Origin of the sequence: Ensifer sp., assembly GCF_035999135.1 — a bacterium.
In the GTDB taxonomy this organism is placed as follows: Bacteria; Pseudomonadota; Alphaproteobacteria; order Rhizobiales; family Rhizobiaceae; genus Ensifer.
The window spans coordinates 1-18,321 of record NZ_DASYGZ010000059.1 but is presented as its reverse complement, the minus strand read 5'-3'; the positions used below and the strand labels follow the sequence as shown (position 1 = coordinate 18,321).

13 protein-coding genes are annotated in these 18,321 nt (G+C 63.1%); 7 read left to right on the top strand and 6 right to left on the bottom strand.

Annotated elements, in window-relative coordinates:
- Positions 1-21 precede the first annotated feature (21 nt).
- The 3 genes from VGO12_RS06285 to VGO12_RS06275 form a co-directional block, all read right to left on the bottom strand.
- Positions 22-1,554: an ABC-F family ATP-binding cassette domain-containing protein gene (locus VGO12_RS06285; RefSeq protein ID WP_327511873.1), complete on the bottom strand. Its 1,533-nt coding sequence runs from the start codon at positions 1,552-1,554 to the stop codon at positions 22-24.
- 377 nt (positions 1,555-1,931) lie between these two features.
- Positions 1,932-2,948, bottom strand: a complete 1,017-nt coding sequence (locus VGO12_RS06280; RefSeq protein ID WP_414650683.1) for a linear amide C-N hydrolase — start codon at positions 2,946-2,948, stop codon at positions 1,932-1,934.
- Between the two features lie 128 nt (positions 2,949-3,076).
- Complete coding sequence (locus VGO12_RS06275) at positions 3,077-3,913, bottom strand: hypothetical protein (RefSeq protein WP_327511871.1); 837 nt, start codon at positions 3,911-3,913, stop codon at positions 3,077-3,079.
- A gap of 291 nt (positions 3,914-4,204) precedes the next feature.
- On the opposite strand from VGO12_RS06275, the gene VGO12_RS06270 reads away from it, so the two are divergent.
- From VGO12_RS06270 to VGO12_RS06250, 5 genes are all read left to right on the top strand, one after another.
- The gene (locus VGO12_RS06270; RefSeq protein WP_327511870.1) at positions 4,205-5,479 is read left to right on the top strand and encodes an aspartate kinase; all 1,275 of its coding nucleotides are present in this window, start codon (positions 4,205-4,207) and stop codon (positions 5,477-5,479) included.
- An 86-nt stretch (positions 5,480-5,565) separates the two neighbouring features.
- Positions 5,566-7,833, top strand: a complete 2,268-nt coding sequence (gene ptsP / locus VGO12_RS06265; RefSeq protein ID WP_327511869.1) for a phosphoenolpyruvate--protein phosphotransferase — start codon at positions 5,566-5,568, stop codon at positions 7,831-7,833.
- 71 nt (positions 7,834-7,904) lie between these two features.
- Positions 7,905-8,987 (top strand): peptide chain release factor 1, encoded by a 1,083-nt coding sequence (gene prfA / locus VGO12_RS06260; RefSeq protein ID WP_327511868.1) that lies wholly within the window; start codon positions 7,905-7,907, stop codon positions 8,985-8,987.
- 3 nt (positions 8,988-8,990) lie between these two features.
- Positions 8,991-9,860, top strand: coding sequence for a peptide chain release factor N(5)-glutamine methyltransferase (gene prmC, locus VGO12_RS06255; RefSeq protein ID WP_327511867.1), 870 nt, complete (start codon positions 8,991-8,993; stop codon positions 9,858-9,860).
- 333 nt (positions 9,861-10,193) lie between these two features.
- Entirely contained in the window at positions 10,194-10,850 is a 657-nt protein-coding gene (locus tag VGO12_RS06250) for a DUF4167 domain-containing protein (protein ID WP_327511866.1), read from the top strand.
- 119 nt (positions 10,851-10,969) lie between these two features.
- On the opposite strand, the gene VGO12_RS06245 is transcribed toward VGO12_RS06250, so the two are convergent.
- The gene (locus VGO12_RS06245; RefSeq protein ID WP_327511865.1) at positions 10,970-11,554 is read right to left on the bottom strand and encodes a TetR/AcrR family transcriptional regulator; all 585 of its coding nucleotides are present in this window, start codon (positions 11,552-11,554) and stop codon (positions 10,970-10,972) included.
- A gap of 132 nt (positions 11,555-11,686) precedes the next feature.
- On the opposite strand from VGO12_RS06245, the gene VGO12_RS06240 reads away from it, so the two are divergent.
- Together VGO12_RS06240 and clpB are read left to right on the top strand one after the other, a co-directional pair.
- Entirely contained in the window at positions 11,687-12,715 is a 1,029-nt protein-coding gene (locus tag VGO12_RS06240) for an NAD(P)-dependent oxidoreductase (protein WP_327511864.1), read from the top strand.
- Positions 12,716-13,012: 297 nt separating this feature from the next.
- Positions 13,013-15,619 (top strand): ATP-dependent chaperone ClpB, encoded by a 2,607-nt coding sequence (gene clpB / locus VGO12_RS06235; protein ID WP_327511863.1) that lies wholly within the window; start codon positions 13,013-13,015, stop codon positions 15,617-15,619.
- Between the two features lie 280 nt (positions 15,620-15,899).
- Here the strand turns inward: clpB and VGO12_RS06230 are convergent, their stop codons facing one another.
- Both VGO12_RS06230 and VGO12_RS06225 read right to left on the bottom strand, forming a co-directional pair.
- Entirely contained in the window at positions 15,900-17,867 is a 1,968-nt protein-coding gene (locus tag VGO12_RS06230) for a M23 family metallopeptidase (protein WP_327511862.1), read from the bottom strand.
- Between the two features lie 90 nt (positions 17,868-17,957).
- Positions 17,958-18,321: hypothetical protein (locus tag VGO12_RS06225; protein ID WP_327511861.1), on the bottom strand; the 364-nt coding region annotated here is incomplete at its 5' end.

The window sequence follows — 18,321 nt, the reverse complement described above, 5'->3', positions numbered from 1 at the left end:
CGGACAAGGATCGCGTGCCGGCTAGCCAATGTCGCTGGCTGCGGCCGCCGCGAAGAACCCTTCCGGATCTTCCACTTCGACGAGGCGGCGCTTTTCGATCAGCCAGAAGCGGTTGCCGACATTGCGTACGAAGCTGCGATCATGGGAGACCAGCAGGCAGCTCGTCTCGTGTTTCAACAGCTCCGCCTCGAGCGCCTCCTGGCCCTCGATGTCGAGGTGGTTGGTCGGTTCGTCCAGCAGGTAGAAATTCGGCTCCTTCAAGCGCAGCACCAGCATGGCAAGCCGCGCCTTCTGGCCGCCAGAGAGGCGCCCGATCGCCTTTTCCTGCATGTCGATGCCGACCCCTGCGCCGACCAGCAGGCTACGTGCCCGCTGATCGCCGAGCGAGAAACGGCGCGAGAGTGCGCCAAGCGGGGTCTCGTCGTCCGACAATCCCGCCAGCGCCTGGTCACTGTAGCCGAGCACCAGCGAGGGCGTTGCCTTCAGCGTTTCGGGCGCGCGGCCGCGCTCGTCGATCGCCGTGCGGATCAGGTTGACGAGGCGTGTCTTGCCAGCGCCGTTTTCGCCGAGCAGCACGATGCGGTCGCCCTGGCAGATCCAGCGCTTGCCGGTGCGAAAGAGCGCGGTACCGTCAGGGGTTTCGACCTGAACGTCATCGAGCGTCACCAGGATCTTGGCATGCGTGCCGCGATTGGTTAGCCGGATTGCGCCGGCGGAGCGTTCCTGATGCGCAGGCTTTGCCGCATCCTCCAGCCGTTCCGCCCGCTGCTTCAGCTGCTTCGTCTTCACCGTCAGCAGGTCGCTGCCGGAGTTGATGCCGATATTGTTGAGCTTGGCGGCCTGACGGCGCAATTGCTGCGCCACCTTCATGTCGCGCTGGTATCGCCGCTCCTCCGACGCGTCGATCTCGTCAAGGGCTTCGCGCGCTCGCGAGTAGGGGAGCGTAAAGATCGGCGACTGCTCCGGCCTCAGGAACAGCGTGCGGTTGGTGGTGGCGTCGAGGAAGGCGCGATCGTGGCTGGCGACCAGCACCGGCACATCGCGTGGAAGCGCGTTCAGCCAGGCTTCGAGCCGGCCGATCTTGGCGAGGTCGAGATGGTTGGTCGGCTCGTCGAGGAGCAGCGCGTCGGGGTCGGTCACCCACACGCGGGCCAGAAGCGCCAGCCGCTGCCAGCCGCCGCTCAACTCCGAGACGGCACGGCGGCGCAGAACCTCCGGCACGTCGAGGGAATCGAGCACGATATCGACGCGCCAGCTTTCGTTTTCGGCCTGATCGGCCGGGAGCGCCGAAAGCACGGCATCGTGGAAGGAAAGCGAAAGCAGCGACGGGGGAACGTTCTGCTCGACGTGGCCGACGGTCAGGCCGCGCGAACGGGTGATCTCGCCGGCTGTCGGGTCGAAGGTGCCGGCGATCGATTTCAAGAGGGTCGACTTGCCGCGGCCGTTGGCAGCGACGATGCCGATGCGGTCACCGGATGCGACGGAGAGGTTGAGGCTGGAGAAGAGCGGTGCGCTCAGGCTGACACCGAGGTTGCGGATATTGATCAGGGCCATGGTCGTTCTCTGGACTGCACGAGCGACGGCGGATCATCCGGGACGGCCCATCAGGCCGGGGTTTCGGATGGTCAAGCCCGCAACACAGTCACGCTGTGCTTGGGCCGCATCGGCTCGGTATTGGAAGACGATGCAGCCGTGTGAACCAATAGGGTTCCGCACTGCATCACTCTGGGCAGACCAGGGATAGGATCGCGTTGTCAGCGAAAGGATATCTGATCAGCCCTGCAAACGCATCTGCAGGGCTTGGACGGGGCCACGCTGGCGGTGGTGCCGGAAAAATGTCATCACGTGCAGCCCCCCTTTCTCGAATTGAACTTGCGGCAGCGTGAATAACACCGCCGCGCGCAATTTTCAATGGTCGACGCGCGCGCTGCTCACATCTGCAGCCCGAGGAACTTGAACGGTTCGCTCGGCGTGAAGCTGCCGGTCGCATCGCCCGAATAGGTGTGGTCCTGGTTTTCCCCGAGGTCGAGTTTCATCACCTTGCCGGTCTCCGTGGAAAAATCGATCTTCTTCAGGTCGACCCAGAAGGTGTTCGGCGTCAGCGCGGACTCGAAGAAATAGAGCTTGCGCTTGTGATCGACGACCGTGCGCCAGCGGGTCGAGGAGATGTTCGGTTCTTCCGGCGTGTTGATGCCATAGGGTACGGAGGCGTTGCGAATGACGCTGAAGACGCTGGCCAGCGCCCGGTCGGCGTTTTCGTCCTTGGGGATGGCGTTGACGTAGAACGAGGCGCGAGCGAAACGATCGGCCGCGCGGTTCGTGCCCGGCAACATCACGGTGCCGCCGATCTGTTTCCAGTAGGCATTGAGCGCCAGCTGCTGGTCGAAGGTCGGCGAATTGGTCATCACCTGGTATTGGCGCCCGTGGTGGATGACCTGCTTGCCGCCGAGATACTCGACGATGGCGCTGTCGCCGGTCTTGTCCGAGATCGAGAGGTGCAGCGTCGTCAGGCGGTTTTCGCCGGGCACGTTGTCGGTAACGATGGTGAAGGGCTCTTTTTCGAGTGCCGCGACCGCCTCTTCGACGGTTGCGAAGCTGTCGAGCACATATTGCGCCCAGGCGGCGATCGTCAGGCCCGGTTTCGATTTGTCGTCGAACTTGGGATACTCGGATTCGACCAGCCAGAGCAGGTTGGCATTGAGGCCGGCCTCGTTGACACCGTCCGTGGTCGAGACGTCATAGCCCGTGGCAACGACACTGCCATACTTCGCCGTCCACTTGAACGAATTCGGGCCCGCCTGGCCGCTTCGTTCGATGCCGCGCGGCAAAATCCAGAGATTGGTCGCGACGTCGCTTTTCCAATCCATCGAGCGGGCGGTGATGATGTTGTCGTTGGGGCCGAGATAGACGAGGCGGGTGCAGGCTTCGGCCGTGGTCTGGCCGAGCATGAGAAGGGCGGCAACAGCCGAGGTCACCGAACGAACAGCGGACTTTGCGACAAACAGCATGCCATTCTCCTTTTGGGGTTGAATGTGTCGTGCTGCGTCCATCGTTGAAATCAAGGACGCAGGGAGCTTCAGAACAGCATGGAGAAGCCGATCACCGGGCCATGCTGGTTCACGTCCCAGCGGAACTTGTTGACGCCCGTGAAGTCGTCGCTTTCGTAGTCCTGGTAGAGCAGCCGGTAACCGGCGCGCAAAATTGTCGGCTGGCCAAGCATTTCGGTGCGGTAGCCGAGATAGGCCTGGGCGTTGACGCTGAGCTTGGAACCGATATCGAAGCCGCCGACATCGGCCTCGGCGACGAGGTTCCAGCGCTCGCTGAGGTCGGCGTTGAGCCGCAGGCCGACGAAAGGATCGGTCCAGTCGGCACTCTTGCTCGCATTCAATCCGGCCACGGATACGTCCGCCTCCAGCTTCGACCAGCGCAGGCCGATCGTCGGCTCGATCGACAGCGTCCGGGGCTTGCCGAAGACGGTGTTGCCGCCGAGTTCCTGCTCGTAGATCTGATAAAACGCGCCGACCGCCAGTGTCGTCATCTTGATATCAAGGCCGATCTCATGGCTGAGAAGTTCCTCGTCCTGGCTGGTGCGGACATATTGGCCGTCGAAATAGACGCCCCACTGGCCGTTGGTCAGCTCGATGTTGCCCATCAGCGCCAGGTCGAGATGGTCGAGCGTGTCCTTGAAGGGCACGTCGACATCGGTGTCGAAGCCGGCAAGGGACGCATCGCCCTTGAGGCTCGCCGCCCAGACGTAAGGGCTGACGATCACCGTCCAGTCGCTTTGCGGCGCCATGCGCACCTGGTCGAAATCGGCGGCCTGTGTCGGTGTCGAACACAGGAGCGCCGTCGAGATCATGGCGGCGGCGCAGGCCGTCATCCGTGCGGTTGCGGGTATGCGATGTGCATGCATGTCTGCCCCCTCAAGCGTTCGATGGCAGCCTAGCTGCCGCAGCCGCAATTTCAAGTGGCGCAAACGGCGACCGCGCACGTTTCCTCACCGTGCGTTTGGCGCCTTATTCCTACCGTCTTGCCATTGCGCGCGGGGCCCTGATCCGCTAAGAGACGCCGCGACTTTCCGCTCCCCGAAGCGGTGACTGCCGATGTGCGAGAAGTCTCCCAAGCTTTTTGACCGTCGGGCGCCGGCGGGGGCATTCCTGTCACGCGCGTCTTGCGCGCGCAAATTGGGTACCGGTAGAGGCACATGGCACGCATCGTGATGAAATTCGGCGGAACCTCCGTCGCTGATTTGGACCGCATCCATAATGTTGCCCGCCATGTGAAACGCGAAGTCGATGCCGGCCATGAAGTTGCCGTCGTCGTTTCCGCCATGTCCGGCAAGACCAACGAACTGGTCGGCTGGGTGCAGAACATGCCGAAGGCGACCGGCGCGAACTCGCCCTTCTATGATGCGCGCGAATACGACGCGATCGTCGCTTCCGGCGAACAGGTGACCTCCGGTCTTCTTGCCATCGCGCTGCAGTCGATGGGAATCAACGCCCGTTCCTGGCAGGGCTGGCAGATCCCGATCCGCACCGACAACGCCCATGGCGCTGCCCGCATTCTCGACATCGACGGCGCCGAGCTCATCCGCCGCATGGGCGAGGGCCAGGTCGCCGTCATCGCCGGCTTCCAGGGGCTTGGGCCGGACAACCGCGTTGCCACGCTTGGCCGCGGCGGCTCCGACACTTCGGCGGTTGCGATCGCCGCGGGCGTCAAGGCCGACCGTTGCGACATCTACACCGACGTCGACGGCGTCTACACCACCGACCCGCGCATCGAGCCGAAGGCGCGGCGTCTGAAGAAAATCGCGTTCGAGGAAATGCTGGAAATGGCATCGCTCGGCGCCAAGGTGCTGCAGGTGCGCTCGGTGGAGCTCGCCATGGTGCACAAGGTCCGCACCTTCGTGCGTTCGTCTTTCGAAGATCCCGATGCGCCGGGCATGGGTGACCTTCTCAATCCGCCCGGAACGCTGATTTGTGATGAGGATGAGATCGTGGAACAGGAAGTCGTAACCGGCATTGCCTATGCCAAGGATGAGGCCCAGATTTCGCTGCGCCGTCTCGCAGACCGGCCGGGCGTCTCCGCCGCGATCTTCGGCCCGCTCGCCGAAGCCCATATCAACGTCGACATGATCGTGCAGAACATCTCGGAAGATGGCTCGAAGACCGACATGACCTTCACGGTTCCTTCCGGCGACGTCGACAAGGCGCTGAAGGTGCTCGGCGACAACAAGGACAAGATCGGCTACGACGTCGTTCAGTCCGAGGCCGGCCTCGTCAAGGTCTCGGTCATCGGCATCGGCATGCGCAGCCACGCCGGCGTTGCCGCGTCCGCATTCCGTGCGCTTGCCGACAAGGGCATCAATATCAAGGCGATCACTACCTCCGAAATCAAGATTTCGATCCTGATCGACGGTCCCTACGCCGAATTGGCGGTTCGCACTTTGCATTCCGCTTACGGTCTCGATAAGAGTTAATCGACAGGCGACTGATTTGGGATTCGCGGCCGGTCCGGCCGCGGCTCCTCTTGCCCCGTCTTTTCTATATCGGGAGACCCCACGCGATGAGAGACCTTTCCGCAGGTCCGCGCGTTCTCCTCAAGCGGTTGCGCGAGTTGATGGCGGAACCGCTGGAGCCGCAGGAGCGCCTTGACCGTATCGTGCGCCAGATCGCGCAGAACATGGTCGCGGAAGTGTGTTCGGTCTACGTGCTGCGCTCCGACGGCGTGCTCGAACTCTACGCGACCGAAGGTCTGAACAAGTCGGCCGTTCACCTGGCGCAACTGAAGATGGGGCAGGGCCTCGTCGGCACCATCGCCGCTTCGGCGCGACCGCTCAACCTTTCCGACGCCCAGTCGCATCCGGCCTTTACCTATCTGCCTGAGACCGGCGAAGAGATTTACCACTCCTTCCTCGGCGTGCCGATCCTGCGCACGGGCCGCGCGCTCGGCGTTCTCGTCGTCCAGAACAAGGCGATGCGCAACTACCGCGAGGACGAGGTCGAGGCGCTCGAGACCACCGCCATGGTGCTCGCCGAGATGGTGGCAACGGGCGAACTGAAGAAGATCACCAAGCCAGGCCTCGAACTCGACCTGTCGCGTCCTGTTTCGATCGACGGCAACAGCTACGGCGAAGGCATTGGCCTCGGATATGTCGTGCTGCACGAACCGAGGATCGTTGTCACCAACCTCTTGAACGAGGACACCGACCAGGAGCTGCAGCGGCTGGCCGAAGCGCTCGGATCCTTGCGCATCTCGATCGACGACATGCTGTCGCGCCGCGAGGTGTCGATGGAGGGCGAGCACCGGGCGGTGCTCGAGACCTACCGGATGTTTGCGCATGACCGCGGCTGGGTGCGCAAGCTCGAGGAAGCGATCCGCAACGGCCTGACGGCGGAAGCGGCGGTCGAGCGGGTGCAGAGCGAAACCAAGGCGCGCATGATCCGGCTGACGGATCCGTACCTGCGCGAACGCATGCATGACTTCGACGATCTCGCCAACCGGCTTTTGCGCCAGCTCTCGGGCTATGGCGCCAAGCTTTCGGCCGCCGATTTCCCGACGGATGCGGTGATCGTCGCGCGCGCCATGGGCGCTGCCGAACTGCTCGACTACCCACGCGAAAACGTGCGCGGCCTGGTGCTGGAAGAGGGTGCCGTCACCAGCCACGTCGTCATCGTCGCCCGCGCCATGGGGATCCCGGTGATCGGCCAGGCGACAGGTGCCGTGGCGCTTGCGGAAAACCGCGACGCGATCATCATCGACGGCGACGACGCCAAGGTGCATCTGCGCCCGCTCGGCGACTTGCAGCGCGCCTACGAGGAAAAAGTCCGGTTCCGGGCGCGCCGCCAGGCGCAGTTCCGGGCATTGAAAGACGTCGAGCCGCTGACGAAGGACGGCAAGCGCATCACGTTGCAGATGAACGCCGGCCTGCTCGTCGACCTGCCGCATCTGAACGAAGCAGGTGCTGAGGGCATCGGCCTCTTCCGCACCGAACTGCAGTTCATGATCGCCTCGACCATGCCGAAGGCGGAAGAGCAGGAAGCCTTCTATCGCAACGTGCTGAAGCAGACCGGCGGCAAGCCGGTGACTTTCCGCACGCTCGACATCGGCGGTGACAAGGTGGTCCCCTATTTCCGCGCGGCGGAAGAGGAGAACCCGGCGCTCGGCTGGCGCGCGATCCGGCTGTCGCTCGACCGCCCGGGGCTGTTGCGCACCCAGCTGCGGGCGATGCTGCGGGCAGCGGCCGGGCATGAGCTGAAGCTGATGCTGCCGATGGTGACCGAGGTGTCCGAGCTTAAGGTCGCGCGCGACCTCCTGCAGAAGGAGATCGAGCGGCAGTCGAAGCTCGGCGAACAGCTGCCGCGCAAGCTGCAGTTCGGCGCCATGCTCGAAGTTCCGGCGCTGCTGTGGCAGCTCGACGAGCTGATGACCGAGGTGGATTTCGTCTCGGTCGGTTCGAACGATCTCTTCCAGTTCGCGATGGCCGTCGACCGCGGCAATGCGCGTGTCTCCGACCGCTTCGACGTGCTCGGGCGCCCGTTCCTCAGGATCCTGCGCGACATCGTGCGGGCCGGTGACCGGCACGATACGCCGGTGACGCTGTGCGGTGAGATGGCGAGCAAGCCCTTGTCGGCGATGGCGCTGCTCGGGCTCGGCTTCCGTTCGGTGTCGATGTCGCCGACGGCCGTCGGACCGATCAAGGCGATGCTGCTCGGACTCGACGCCGGCAAGCTCGCAACCGTGCTCAACGCGGCACTGGACGACACCCGCGACCAGACGCCCGTTCGCCGGATGCTGGTCGATTTCGCTGCGGAAAACGGCATTCCGGTTTAGATTGATTTGACGCGCCCTCACCCTCGTCCGGACCTTCGTCCGGCCGGGGCAGAGCGCATTTGGAGTGACACTTGGCAAAGCTTCCCGTTGAAAAGATGCGCGAACTGGAACGCCGGTTCGGTGAAATCGAAGCGCGCATGTCCGCCGGCCCGGCCGCGGACGTCTACGTGAAGCTTGCGTCGGAATATTCCGAACTGCAGCCCATCGTCACCAAGATCCGCGCCTATGAAAAGGCAACCGCCGAGCTTGCCGACATCACGACCATGCTCGCCGACAAATCGACCGATCGTGACATGCGCGATCTCGCCGAGATGGAAAAGCCCGAGGTCCAAGCGACGATCGAGGGGTTGGAACAGGAAATCCAGATCCTGCTCCTGCCGAAGGACGCGGCCGACGAAAAGAGCGCGATCCTTGAAATCCGCGCCGGAACCGGTGGTTCCGAGGCGGCGCTGTTTGCCGGCGACCTGTTCCGGATGTACGAGCGCTATGCGGCGGGCAAGGGGTGGAAGGTCGAAGTGCTGTCGTCGAGCGAAGGCGAAGCCGGCGGTTTCAAGGAAATCATCGCTACCGTTTCCGGGCGCGGCGTGTTCGCGCGACTGAAGTTCGAATCCGGTGTGCATCGGGTGCAGCGCGTTCCAGAAACGGAGGCGAGCGGCCGCATCCACACGTCTGCCGCGACGGTTGCGGTGTTGCCGGAGGCCGAAGACATCGACATCGAGATCCGACCCGAGGACATCCGCATCGACACGATGCGCTCATCGGGCGCCGGCGGCCAGCACGTCAACACCACGGACTCGGCCGTGCGCATCACCCACCTTCCGACCGGACTTGTCGTCACGAGTTCGGAAAAGTCGCAGCACCAGAACCGGGCAAAGGCCATGCAGGTCCTGCGCTCGCGCCTCTACGACATGGAACGCCAGCGCGCCGACAGCGAACGTTCGGCCGACCGGAAAAGCCAGGTCGGATCCGGCGACCGCTCCGAACGCATCCGCACCTACAATTTTCCGCAGGGGCGGCTCACCGACCACCGCATCAACCTGACGCTCTACAAGCTCGACCGGATGATGATGGGCGAAATCGACGAAGTGGTCGACGCGCTTTTGGCCGACTACCAGGCGAGCCAGCTGGCACAGCTCGGCGAGCAGCGGGGCTGAGACATGGCCGAAACGCTTGCGAGCCTCGTCGCCGAAAGCCGCGATCGCCTGCGGGCAGCCGGCATCGAGCATGCGGCACTCGATGTGCGGCATCTGATCTCCGGGCTGCTCGACCTGTCGCTCAGCGCCGTCGTGTCGCGGGGCAGGGAGCCCGTGTCAGAGACGGATGCTGCAAGGATCCGCGCGGCAGTCGAGCGACGGCTCGCCCGAGAACCGGTCTACCGTATCCTCGGCGAGCGCGAATTTTTCGGTCTGCCCTTCAAGCTTTCGAAGGAAACGCTGGAGCCGCGCCCGGACACCGAAACGCTTGTTGACCGGATGATCCCCTATCTGCGCGCGATCGTCGCGCGAAAGGGGCACTGTGATATCATCGACCTTGGCACCGGTACGGGTGCGATCTGTCTGACGCTTCTGTCGGAGGTCCTTGAAGCGCGGGGCACCGCTACCGATATATCTAAGGACGCACTGTCGACCGCGACGGAGAATGCAGCGGCGCTCGGCCTTGCAGATCGGTTTTCACCGCTTCTCAGCAACTGGTACGAAAAGGTGGATCGGCGCTACGACGTCATCGTCTCAAATCCGCCGTATATCCGGTCCAATGTCGTGAAAGAGCTTGAGCCGGAAGTAAGACTTTACGATCCGGCCGCCGCGCTCGATGGCGGAGACGATGGGCTTGATGCCTACCGTGCCATCGCTTCTCAAGCTGGTCATCATCTTGAGACACACGGCGTGATAGGCTTGGAAATCGGTTTCGACCAGAAAGAGGCGGTAACGGCGTTGTTTAACGCCGAGAATCTCCGTCTGTGTGAAGAAGCGAAGGATCTGGGCGGTAACGACCGGGTTCTCATCTTTGAGCGCGACACGAACCGTTGAAAAAATGCTGCACTGGCGCATCTTCTTTCTTGCTGAGGCAAAGAAAGGGCTTGGAATCCCAGAGGAAGCGGGCTAGTTTGCCGGCGCACTGGGCAGAAGGTCATGGACCTAAGATTCGTTCCGGTATGACCTGGCCACGGGGATTGCTCTCAAGAAAGAGTTGCTAGGGTTCAACACGTGCCTTGTGCGGGTACCTGTTAATTTGACGTCAGTCGGCGCCGAAGCCGCCATTGTGCGAGCGCAGCGGCGCGTGTTCTGTCGGACGCGAACGAATCCGGCCGGAAGACGAAACCACATGATCATCATTATCAAGAGAATTCGGGTGAATGTACTATGAGGCCAGGACAGCAAAACAAGCGCGGCCGCGGGCGGAATAACAACAACAATAACAACAACAATAACAACGGAAACAACCACAACCGGAAGGGCTCGAACCCGCTGACGCGGACCTACGACAGCTCCGGCCCGGACGTGAAGATTCGCGGCACTGCCCAGCACATCGCCGAGAAGTACGCAGCGCTTGCGCGTGACGCTCAGAGCTCCGGCGACCGCGTTATCGCAGAAAATTACCTGCAGCATGCCGAACACTACAACCGCATCATCGCCGCCGCTCAGGCGCAGATGCAGGATCGTTTCCCGCGCGACGACCGCCAGGATTTCCGCGGCCATGACGCCGGCGACCAGGACCAGGACGATCTGGATCAGGGCTATGTCGACGACATGCCGGCCCCGGTTGCCGCCGCTCCGGCGCCCGTTGCCGAGCCGCAGCCCGTCGTCATCGATGGCACGGGTCCGCAGCCGGTGATCGAAGGCACGCCGGCGGAAGTGGCGATGGAAGAGGAAGCTCCGGCCGGTCGTGGTGCGTCGCGCCGCCGCAATACGCCGCGTCCGCGCCGTCCGCGCCGCAGTGCGCAGGAAGGTGCCGCCGACGAGGCGCAGCCATCGGGCGAGGGCACCTCGGAGACGCCGGCGCTGGCTGCTTCCGAGTAAGCGAAACACGTCATGCCGCCCGTTCCGACGGGCATCAAAACCCGGCCCTTCGCGGCCGGGTTTTTCTTTGCCGTCATGGCCCTACAAGGCCCCCTGGTACAGAAACCCGGCGCTGGCGCTCATTTCTGGGTGCTGTCCACGATCAATGCTGCGAGGTTGGCGCTCGCCGCCGGTTCGTCTGTCCGGCCGCGAATGAGTTCGCGGCCGATCGCTTCCGCCGCGCCGGCAATGCCGGTGCAGCGCAGGCGCAGATCGTCATCCGGGACTGTCGAGAACGGCGCAAGGGCTGCCTGGATCAGGGCGACGTAGTCGTCGGCCTGCTGCTGCTGCGTCGTGATCATCTCCGCATTGCCGCGAAGCGCGCCCGAGATCGCCTGCCATTCCTCGCCGCTTTCGACCGCGCAATCGATATAGACGGAACTGATGATGCCGGCGACGGCGTCGAGCCGTTTCGGCGCTTCGGCAAGGGCCGACGACAGCTTCGCTGTATGCCGGTCCTCGATCTCCTGGGACAACGCGATCAGCAGGCCCTCACGGGTGCCGAAATGCTCGTAGGCGATCGGCTTGCTGACGCCGGCGCGCTCGGCAAGGTGGCCAAGCGTCAACGCGTCCGCCCCGCATTCGCGTAAGATTTCCTTGGCGGTCTCGATCAACTGGGCGCGACGCTCAGGTTTGGCGAGCTTTCGGTTTTTTCTCTCGGCCATCGATCGCATTTCCTCTTCGCGCGCCGCCTGGCGCCTCTTGAAAGTGGTTCCCGGCAACTTATCTACCAGTAGTAACTTACTAATGGTAAGTTCGGCAATCGGCCGGACACCTTTCGTCTAGGAGATAAGAAGATGTCGAGCAAGTTTCAGCCTGTTTTGATCATCGGCGGGTCCGGCGTCGTCGGCACGCACGCGGCAAGGATCATCCGCCGCCTGCACCCGACTTTGCCGATTGCCGTTGGCGGCCGGGATCTCGCCAAGGCTGAGGCGGTCGCGCTTGAGATTGGTGGCGCCATCGGCGTCAGTGTCGATCTGGCGCGGGCCGATCTCGGCCTTGGCGACGAGAAACGCTTCAGCGCTGTCGTGATCTTCCTGAAGGACGAGAAGCTGAGTTCGATGCGCTACGCCCAGAAGCACGGCATCCCCTATATCAGCCTCTCCAGCGGGACGTTCGAAGTCGGGCCTGAGATGGCGCAATACATTCACGCGCCGGACAAGGCGGCTATCCTGCTTGCCAGCCACTGGCTTGCCGGTGCTGCGATCTTCCCGATCCTCGAATTGGCCAAGGGCTTCGAGGCGATCGACACGATCCGCATCGGTGTGCTGCTCGATGAGGAGGATATGGGCGGCCCTGCGGCCCTTGCCGATTACAATCGCATTACCGGTCTGGCGCCCGCAGCCCTGACGGTGAAGGAGGGCAGGTTCCACTGGGCCGGCGGTGAGGATTCAAAGGCGCGTTACCGAAGCGTCGACGGTGTCGAGCTCGATGCGGTCGCCTACTCGCCGTTCGACGTCATGGCGCTTTCGGCAAGAACGAACGCCGGGGATATCCGGCTTGACCTCGCCTACAGCGTTTCCGCCAGCAGGCGCCGCGGCGAAGCGTTTTCGACCGAAATCACCATCGATATCGCCGGGCGTGGCAAGAATGGCGAACCGCTGCGGCAACGTCACGAGATCGTTCATCCGGACGGACAGGCGCCGCTCACCGCCCTTGGTGTTGCGCTTGCAGTCGAGCGCATGCTCGGTCTTGCGGGCGGGGAGGCGCCGCAACCAGGTCTCTACCTTCCCGAGGTCGTGATTGATGCCGCCTACTATGTGCAGCGCATGAAGGAGTTCGGCGCGTCCTTCGTCGAAAGGCAGGCTGAAACCGAAGCTGCCTGACACCAACCCGAGAGATAAGGCGCTCGCAGGGGGAGGGGGCGGTGACGCCCGCTCCTCCTTCCGTCAACGGGCTGCCGCGCTGGGGCACGGCTGCTTTTCAAGGTTGCAGATTTCGCACGAATGACCCACGGCGAGCTCTTTAATTTCTAAAATCGCTGCCCCATATTCGCTTCGACGCGTTGATCCTGCGCAAGGCGGACAGCGTTTCACACTGACAGGCTTGCCGAATGCGGGAGCCTGATCCTGAAAAACCGTAGGGTGCCGCAAGTCGGGTCCGACGGGCTATGGAGGTAGAGTATGAACATTGAAAAATATTCCGAGCGTGTGCGCGGTTTCCTGCAGTCGGCGCAAACCTATGCGCTGTCGCAAGGCAACCAGCAGTTTACGCCCGAACATGTGCTGAAAGTCCTGCTCGACGATGACCAGGGCATGGCGGCATCGCTGATCGAGCGTGCAGGCGGCGACCCCCGCGAGGCGCGCGCCGGCAATGACGCGGCCCTTGCCAAGCTTCCGAAGGTCTCCGGCGGCGACGGTTCCGTTTACCTGTCGCAACCGCTTGCACGGGTCTTTTCGAGCGCCGAAGAGGCGGCCAAGAAGGCGGGCGATAGTTTCGTCACCGTCGAAAGGCTGCTGTTGGCACTGGCGATCGAAAGCACGGCGGCCACCGCCGACATCCTGAAGAAGGCTGGCATCACGCCGACCAAGCTCAACCAGGTCATCAACGACATCAGAAAGGGCCGCACCGCCGACAGCGCCACTGCCGAACAGGGTTTTGACAGCCTGAAGAAATTCGCGCGTGACCTGACGGCCGACGCGCGTGACGGCAAGCTCGACCCGGTGATCGGCCGTGACGACGAAATTCGTCGCACGATCCAGGTGCTGTCGCGCCGCACCAAGAACAATCCGGTTCTGATCGGTGAGCCCGGCGTCGGCAAGACCGCGATTGCCGAAGGATTGGCGCTGCGCATCGTCAACGGTGACGTGCCGGAAAGCCTCAAGGACAAGCGGCTGATGGCGCTCGACATGGGCGCGCTGATCGCCGGTGCGAAGTATCGCGGCGAATTCGAGGAACGGCTGAAATCCGTGCTCAACGAGGTGCAGGCCGAAAACGGCGAGATCATCCTGTTCATCGATGAGATGCACACGCTGGTTGGAGCCGGCAAGGCCGATGGCGCCATGGATGCGTCCAACCTCCTGAAGCCGGCGCTGGCCCGCGGCGAACTGCATTGCGTCGGCGCCACCACGCTCGACGAGTACCGCAAGCACGTCGAGAAGGACGCGGCCCTTGCCCGTCGCTTCCAGCCGGTCATGGTCGAAGAGCCGACGGTCGAGGATACCATCTCGATCCTGCGCGGCCTGAAGGAGAAGTACGAGCAGCACCACAAGGTGCGCATCTCGGACTCGGCGCTGGTTGCGGCCGCGACGCTGTCCAACCGCTACATCACCGACCGGTTCCTGCCGGACAAGGCGATCGACCTGATGGACGAGGCAGCGTCCCGTCTGCGCATGCAGGTGGATTCCAAGCCCGAGGAACTCGACGAACTCGACCGGCGCATCATGCAGCTGAAGATCGAGCGCGAAGCCTTGAAGAAGGAAACCGACGTTTCCTCGAAGGATCGGCTGGACAAGCTCGAGCTCGACGTGGTCTCGCTCGAGGAACAGGCATCGGCGCTGACGGCCCGCTGGCAGGCGGAAAAGCAGAAGCTTGGCCGCGCTGCAGACCTCAAGAAGCAGCTCGAAGACGCCCGCAACGAACTGGCGATCGTCCAGCGCAAGGGTGAATTCCAGCGTGCCGGCGAACTGACCTATGGCGTCATCCCGAAGCTCGAAAAGGAGCTTTCCGATGCCGAAAGCCAGGAAAACGCCAATGCGAACCCGATGGTTCAGGAGGTCGTGACCCCCGACAACATCGCCCATGTGGTGTCGCGCTGGACCGGGATTCCGGTCGACAAGATGCTGGAAGGCGAGCGCGACAAGCTGCTTCGGATGGAAGACGAGCTGGCAAAGTGGGTGGTCGGCCAGGGTGACGCCGTGCAGGCGGTTTCGCGTGCCGTCCGCCGCGCCCGTGCCGGCCTGCAGGATCCGAACCGGCCGATCGGCTCGTTCATCTTCCTTGGCCCGACCGGGGTCGGCAAGACCGAACTGACCAAGGCGCTGGCCCGCTTCCTGTTCGATGACGAGACCGCGCTTTTGCGGATCGACATGTCGGAATACATGGAGAAGCACTCCGTCGCCCGGCTGATCGGCGCGCCTCCGGGCTATGTCGGTTACGAGGAAGGTGGTGCTCTGACCGAATCCGTCCGCCGCCGGCCCTATCAGGTCGTGCTGTTCGACGAGATCGAGAAGGCGCATCCGGATGTGTTCAACGTGCTCCTGCAGGTGCTTGACGATGGCCGCCTGACCGATGGTCAGGGCCGCACCGTCGACTTCCGCAACACGATGATCATCATGACCTCGAACCTCGGCGCGGAGTATCTGGTCGGCCTTGGCGAGAACGACGACAGTGATGTCGTTCGCGACCAGGTGATGGACGTGGTGAAGTCGGCCTTCCGGCCGGAGTTCCTCAACCGCGTGGACGAGATCATCCTCTTCCACCGGCTGCGCCGCTCGGAAATGGGTGCGATCGTCGATATCCAGCTCGAAAGGCTGCGCAAGCTGCTGGCCGAGCGCAAGGTCACGCTGGAACTCGACGAGGATGCCCGTGCCTTCCTCGCCGACAAGGGTTATGACCCGGCCTATGGCGCCCGGCCTCTGAAGCGGACGATCCAGAAGTACCTTCAGGATCCGCTTGCCGAGAAGATCCTTCAGGGAGAGTTCCCCGATGGATCGACCGTCAAGGTGCTCGCCGGTTCCGATCGCCTCAACTTCAAGCGAGGCGCGTCGGCGGACAGGGACGCTGCCTGACGGACGCTGAACGACAGACATGAAAGTCCGGGCCGCCTTTCGGGGCGGCCTTTTCATGTGCAGCCATTGTCGGGGAGGGGAGCAAGAACCCCTTCGTCATTTCATCGAAGCGGTGTGACGCGCGCAAGCAGTCGCGATCTTTGAGATCCCGCTCCATACGCTTCCAGTCATGGATGTGTTGTCTGTCGCAATCGCAAAGTAACCGCGCGCCTGTACCCGACAGGCCCTGGAATGCAAACGCCAGAGCATCCGTCGTGCGTCCATACGAACGCACGACGTTTTAGTTGCTCGCGACTTCGGCGCCGGTGCCGTCCTTGTCGAGCAGTTCGTCGATGCGGTCCCGTTCCTTCTCGAACTTCGCCAGCGCGTCGCCCGACAACGACTTGCCGCCGGGCAGGCGGATACGCAGCGGGTCGACCTTGTTGCCGTTGACGATCAATTCGTAGTGCAGGTGCGGGCCGGTCGAAAGGCCTGTTGTGCCGACCCAGCCGATGACCTGGCCCTGAACGACCTTGGACCCGACCTTGACGTTCTTGGCGATCGCGCTCTGGTGGTTGTACGAGGACACGTAACCATTGGCGTGGCGGATCAGCGTCTGGTTGCCGTAGCCGCCGGAATCCCAGCCGGCCTTTTCCACCACACCGCCGCCGGCGGCGATGATCGGCGTGCCGCGCGGGGCAGCCCAGTCGACACCGGTATGCATGCGCGAGAAACCGAGGATCGGGTGGCGACGCATGCCGAAGCCCGAACGGAAATGGCCGTTCGGCACGGGATTGCGCAGCAGGAACTGACGGATGCTCTTGCCGTCCTCATCGAAGTAGTCGATCGAATTGTCGTCCGGATCCTGGAACCGGTAGAAGCTGGTGACCGCGTCGCCGAACTTGGCCCGGACATAGAGCAGTTCGGACTCGTCCGTCGCCATGCCGCGTTCATCGGTAACGGAGAAGAACGCCTCGAGCGAGTCCGTCGGCTTCAACTGCGCCTGGAAGTCGACGTTGCTGGCGAGCAGCTTGACCACGAGGCTCACCATGTCGGCGTTCATGCCGTAGGAAAGGGCTGCGCGGTAGATGCCGTCATAGACCCGCGGCAGGTCGTGGCTGCTGGTGACGACAGGTGTGCCGTTGTCGTCGAAGGCGGTGGCGACGGCATCGAGCCTCGGCGGCTCGGCGCCGGGCACGAACCGACCCTTGTCGTCGAGCGCCATCGTCAACACATGGCGGTTGCGCGAATAGATCGTGGCGCGAACGATGCGCGCCGCTTCACCCTTCTGGCTTTCGCCGTTCTGAATGATGCCGATGCGAAGGACGTCGCCGTCGGCAAGCTGGCTGGCGCCGAGCGCCTGGCCAATGTAGCCGGCCGCATCCTCGGCCTGCGCCTTGGCGTAGCCGGCATTGACCATCACGGTGGCAATGTCGGTCTGGCGGCGCACCGGGATGATGTCGTCAGCGTATTCGGTGGTTTCCTCGTCGATCGTCTCGTAGGCGGCATCGCTCTTGTTCTGCTCGACGATGCGGGCGGTCAGGCCCTGGAGCAGGTCGAGCCCATCGTTCTCCGAGGCGAAGCGCTGCGGGTCGACGTAATAGAGCGAAGCGACCTGGGTGCTGCCCTCCGTCAGGACCGAGCCGTTGGTGCGGACGTTTTCCTCGACTTCCTCGAGCGACATCGAACTGTCGAAGGACGGGCCGCCAGCGAGCGGAAAGTCGACGGTCTTCAGCGCAACCTCGGAATCGACATTCGAGCCGTAGAGCGTGCCGGTTCTGGCAACAGGAGACTCCTCGTCCGCCTCTTCCGTCGAAAAGATCGCCAGTGGGTCGAAGTCGGGATAACTTTCTGAGGCCTGGTAGTTGGCGGCAAGCGCCATCTTGACGTGAACGAAAGGCTGCTTGCGCACCACTTCCTTCTCGCCGTCATGGGTCATGGTCGAGACTTCCATGACGGTCTTGTCGGCCGGCTTGGTGACGAGCTTGGGTGAGAGGATACGGCCACCACGCACGGCGCTGGCCTGTTCGTCGGTGTTGGCCCCGGCATCAAGGGCTGCGTAGGCTTCCGCCGGGATCGCCAGCTGCTGGCGTCCGTCCAGTGCTGCAAACAGCGCCACGCCCATCAGCAGGCTCGAGGTTATGCCCGTCAAGAAGGTGCCGGACAGCCAGCGCAAGGAGATCTCGCGCCTGTCGGGCGCGCGGCGGCCATGCGCAAGGATCGGTGGCTGGTCGCCTAGCGACCGGGCCATGTTCTTGTCGGTGATCATGCCGAACTGAGTGTCCCCGATTTCTCTAACCGTATTCTTGCCTGCGATACGTTGCGCGAAGATGTGCATCTTTCAGGCAACGGAGTCAAATCACGGGGGAGGGGGCAAGGCGGATATCCCCGCCGCGCTGCGCTCTCCCGCGTGTAACACGCCCGCGAAGCAATATTCGATTTCGCTTAGATCGGTGGATTGTGAAAAAGTGAGGGCCAAATTGTGTCTCCACAGCTCCGGGAATGGGGGCAAAACTTTTTTGTCGGCGCAAAGCCCTGCTTTTCCGGGCTTTGTCAGAAAACTGTCATTTTTTTCGAGAATTGCTGTTGACGTATCTGAGGTGTGGGGTCTATAAGCCCGATCACTGACGAGGGCGGCGGCGCTGCTGGCGACGACGACCTTCGCTCTAGAGTTTCCTGGGTTGGCTGAGGCTGATTTTGGGGTCTGGACTGGATGGTCTGGG

Coding starts and splice junctions, on each gene's coding strand:
- VGO12_RS06285 (WP_327511873.1), bottom strand. CDS start 1,554: ATGGCCCTGATCAATATCCGCAACCTCGGTGTCAGCCTGAGCGCACCG.
- prmC (WP_327511867.1), top strand. CDS start 8,991: ATGGCCGAAACGCTTGCGAGCCTCGTCGCCGAAAGCCGCGATCGCCTG.
- VGO12_RS06245 (WP_327511865.1), bottom strand. CDS start 11,554: ATGGCCGAGAGAAAAAACCGAAAGCTCGCCAAACCTGAGCGTCGCGCC.
- clpB (WP_327511863.1), top strand. CDS start 13,013: ATGAACATTGAAAAATATTCCGAGCGTGTGCGCGGTTTCCTGCAGTCG.
- VGO12_RS06270 (WP_327511870.1), top strand. CDS start 4,205: ATGGCACGCATCGTGATGAAATTCGGCGGAACCTCCGTCGCTGATTTG.
- VGO12_RS06275 (WP_327511871.1), bottom strand. CDS start 3,913: ATGCATGCACATCGCATACCCGCAACCGCACGGATGACGGCCTGCGCC.
- VGO12_RS06230 (WP_327511862.1), bottom strand. CDS start 17,867: ATGATCACCGACAAGAACATGGCCCGGTCGCTAGGCGACCAGCCACCG.
- ptsP (WP_327511869.1), top strand. CDS start 5,566: ATGAGAGACCTTTCCGCAGGTCCGCGCGTTCTCCTCAAGCGGTTGCGC.
- VGO12_RS06250 (WP_327511866.1), top strand. CDS start 10,194: ATGAGGCCAGGACAGCAAAACAAGCGCGGCCGCGGGCGGAATAACAAC.
- VGO12_RS06240 (WP_327511864.1), top strand. CDS start 11,687: ATGTCGAGCAAGTTTCAGCCTGTTTTGATCATCGGCGGGTCCGGCGTC.
- VGO12_RS06280 (WP_414650683.1), bottom strand. CDS start 2,948: ATGCTCGGCCAGACCACGGCCGAAGCCTGCACCCGCCTCGTCTATCTC.